Raw genomic sequence first — 2,773 nt, 5'->3', positions numbered from 1 at the left:
TACGGGCTGTACATGACCGTCGCCAAACTGCAACAAACGAGCACAATCGACAACGGCACCGCCGGAACAAGCAGCGGCATGAGCAGCGTCAAGCTGACCAACGGATGAAACCCAACAAACGACGTCGCGAAAAAATAAACGGCAATCATTCCATACAGCCAGACGGAATGTTCCGCCCCGACGCGAAACCAGCCTCCAAGCCCAGCGAGCAGCGGAGACCGGGCCAGCATCTCGACAAACAACCCGGCTCCTAAAAACATGAAAAAATAGTTTCCCAATCCCTCTGTCCGCTCTTTCCAATGGCAGAGCGCCATCACCGCATACCGCTTCACCCGGCGCACAAGCAGCGCCCATCCGAAACAAAACAATCCAACACCAAATGCAAAAAACAGAGCTCCCGACACCTGGTACACCCCGCGGGCGAAAAACGTGGACACAATAAACGCTGACAGCGCTGCAGGTCCCATAGCATCGTGAACGGGGGCCGTCTCGACAAACTGGACCACCATATACAGCGCCACCGCCGCTGTATACACCGGCACCCACCACATTCCAATTCAGTCTTGAATGCGATCGTGCGTCATTGTTCTCACCTTTCGTTGCCATACGTTGAGATGATGATGCGACTGTTGTCCATAAGCGGCGAAAACGATTCCCCTCTCCGACAGCACACATTCACGTTTCAGCAGACGGGGCAAGCACCGGAAACCTGAGCCTCTCTACATCCAAAGCGATGTGGTGAACGTCCAATCGAAAAAAACGGGTGCCGCTACACCCGTTTCGCAAGCAGCCGCTCAAGCCCCGCCGCCACCCCATCTTCTTCGTGGGAGGACGTCACCATGTCGCAGATGGCTTTCAGCTCCGGCTCGGCATTGTCCATCGCCACGCGATAGCCTGCGACCTTAAACATCGACAAATCGTTATGGCTGTCGCCAAAAGCGACCGTGTCGCGCACATCGATGCCGTAATGGGCGGCGAGCTGTTTGAGCGCCTCGCCTTTTGTCGCCCGTTCGTTGTTCATCTCAATATTGTGCGGGTGCGACGAGGTAACCGTGACACCACGGAGCGCGGCAAATCGCGACGCTGCATCACGCAGCCGCTCGCGGTCGAGGGCGAAAATCAGCAGCTTATACATCACCGTCTGCGGGTCGTCCCACACCGTGCGGATGTCATCAACATACATCACCCGCGCCTGCTGGAACTGCTTGTTCACGAGCCACTTCACCTCTGGCGCCGCATCGGCCATCCCGGAAGCGAGCGCCTCCCATTGGGCGCGGTTGTGCAGGCCGACATAGACCGCATCGCCCGTGTACGTTTCGCAATACAAATCGGACTGTTCGCGCACCCACTCAAGCGTCGGACGGACGATTGTCCGCTCGAGCGGCGCCTCGCTGATGACCGTGCCGTCTTCGAGCGAAACGACCGCGCCGTTTAAGCTGGCAATCGGGCAGATAATGTCCGCCTCGCGAAGCGGGGCGAGCGCGTCTTTGCGCGCCCTCCCTGTCACGACGGCGACAATGTGGCCCTGCGCCTGCGCTGCGGTGATGGCCGCCCGGTTTCGTTCACTGATTTTTCCTTCCCTGTTTAATAGCGTTCCGTCCATATCGAGTGCAATCAACATCTCTGATCCCTCTTTCTTTCGTCATGCCAAAAGCGGCTGGAAAAACGGTGTTCCGACAGAAGCCGGGGCTAGTGGAAAGTTGGAAATATCCACCCTCTTCTCTCCGTACGTCAGCGCCTGACTCCATCTGCTCTTGTTCTGCAACGCTTCCTTTTTATTCTGATAGCTGTCGGGTTCTTCGATCACAAACGGTGCGAACCATTGGCGCACTTCATCAGAACGAGGGGGATTTGTGCTCATCTTAACGCCCAGCTCGCAAAAGTGGTGCTTGCCCTCCATTATAACAAACGAACGGAAAAATGGCGAAATGTTCTTCCTTCTCATAGTATAATATATGAAAGGCAGTTGGCACAAGGAGCAGAATTTTCGCCAAGAGATCTATTTTACTTTGCCAACGAATTGTTTGACCATCAACAATACGAACAAGCCATTCAGTATTACGAACAGTTTTTGCAGACAAAAAAAGGGTGGGTGGAAGATTGCATCGCCGCCTGCGGAAAGGTAGCGGATGGTTTTGATGCGCTCGGTGATGAAGAACAGGCATTGCGATATGCGTTCCGATCGTTCGAATACGATACCCCTCGGGCTGAATGCTGCTGCCGGCTCGGCTATTACTTTCTTCAGCGCAAGCAATATCGGCTTGCCGCATTTTGGTACCATTTAGCCACTCAGCTCACAATGCCTTCCGACAGCTGGGGATTTGTTCATCATGCTTGTTGGACTTGGCTTTCCCACTTGCAGCTTTGTGTATGTTACTTTTACATGGGCGAGTACGAGTTAGCATACCAACATAACGAAAAAGCCAAACAATACGTTCCTCATCATCCCGCGGTTTTGCACAACGAATGCTTGCTGCAATCCATTCTCGCCGCCGAAAGCACGTTCCACCAAACCGATGAATCGTGATGAAGGGAGGTTATGCTGCTTGTCTGACCGACGTCCTATTCGAGTAAAATGTCTTTCCCCTTTATGCGGAACATGGCCGCCGATTGTAAAAATCTATACCGGACCAACAGGACCCACCGGACCTCAAGGACCGACTGGACCTACGGGACCCGCTGGAGCAGGAGCCATCATTCCATTCGCTTCAGGAACAACGGTTGTCTTGACCGCCACTATAGCTGGGTTGGCCAACACCGCAAGTTTGATCGG

3 protein-coding genes and 1 pseudogene are annotated in these 2,773 nt (G+C 54.2%); 1 reads left to right on the top strand and 3 read right to left on the bottom strand.

Translation table 11 applies throughout. The features are described from left to right. The 3 genes and pseudogenes from IKE44_RS06255 to IKE44_RS06245 all read right to left on the bottom strand — a co-directional run. Positions 1-551, bottom strand: a pseudogene (locus IKE44_RS06255) (hypothetical protein); the annotation flags it as partial. A 218-nt stretch (positions 552-769) separates the two neighbouring features. Continuing rightward, on the bottom strand, positions 770-1,621 hold the full coding sequence (locus tag IKE44_RS06250) for a Cof-type HAD-IIB family hydrolase (RefSeq protein ID WP_033015450.1): 852 nt from the start codon (positions 1,619-1,621) through the stop codon (positions 770-772). Positions 1,622-1,642: 21 nt separating this feature from the next. Next, complete coding sequence (locus IKE44_RS06245) at positions 1,643-1,861, bottom strand: hypothetical protein (protein ID WP_147432153.1); 219 nt, start codon at positions 1,859-1,861, stop codon at positions 1,643-1,645. Between the two features lie 105 nt (positions 1,862-1,966). Between IKE44_RS06245 and IKE44_RS06240 the strand changes: the two genes are divergently transcribed. Then, positions 1,967-2,527: a tetratricopeptide repeat protein gene (locus tag IKE44_RS06240; RefSeq protein WP_287465340.1), complete on the top strand. Its 561-nt coding sequence runs from the start codon at positions 1,967-1,969 to the stop codon at positions 2,525-2,527. The last annotated feature ends 246 nt before the right edge of the window (positions 2,528-2,773 follow it).

Source organism: Geobacillus sp. (assembly GCF_017515625.1).
GTDB lineage: Bacteria > Bacillota > Bacilli > Bacillales > Anoxybacillaceae > Geobacillus > Geobacillus stearothermophilus.
Note: the sequence above shows the minus strand (reverse complement) of the source record. Positions and strands in the feature narration are given on the sequence as shown.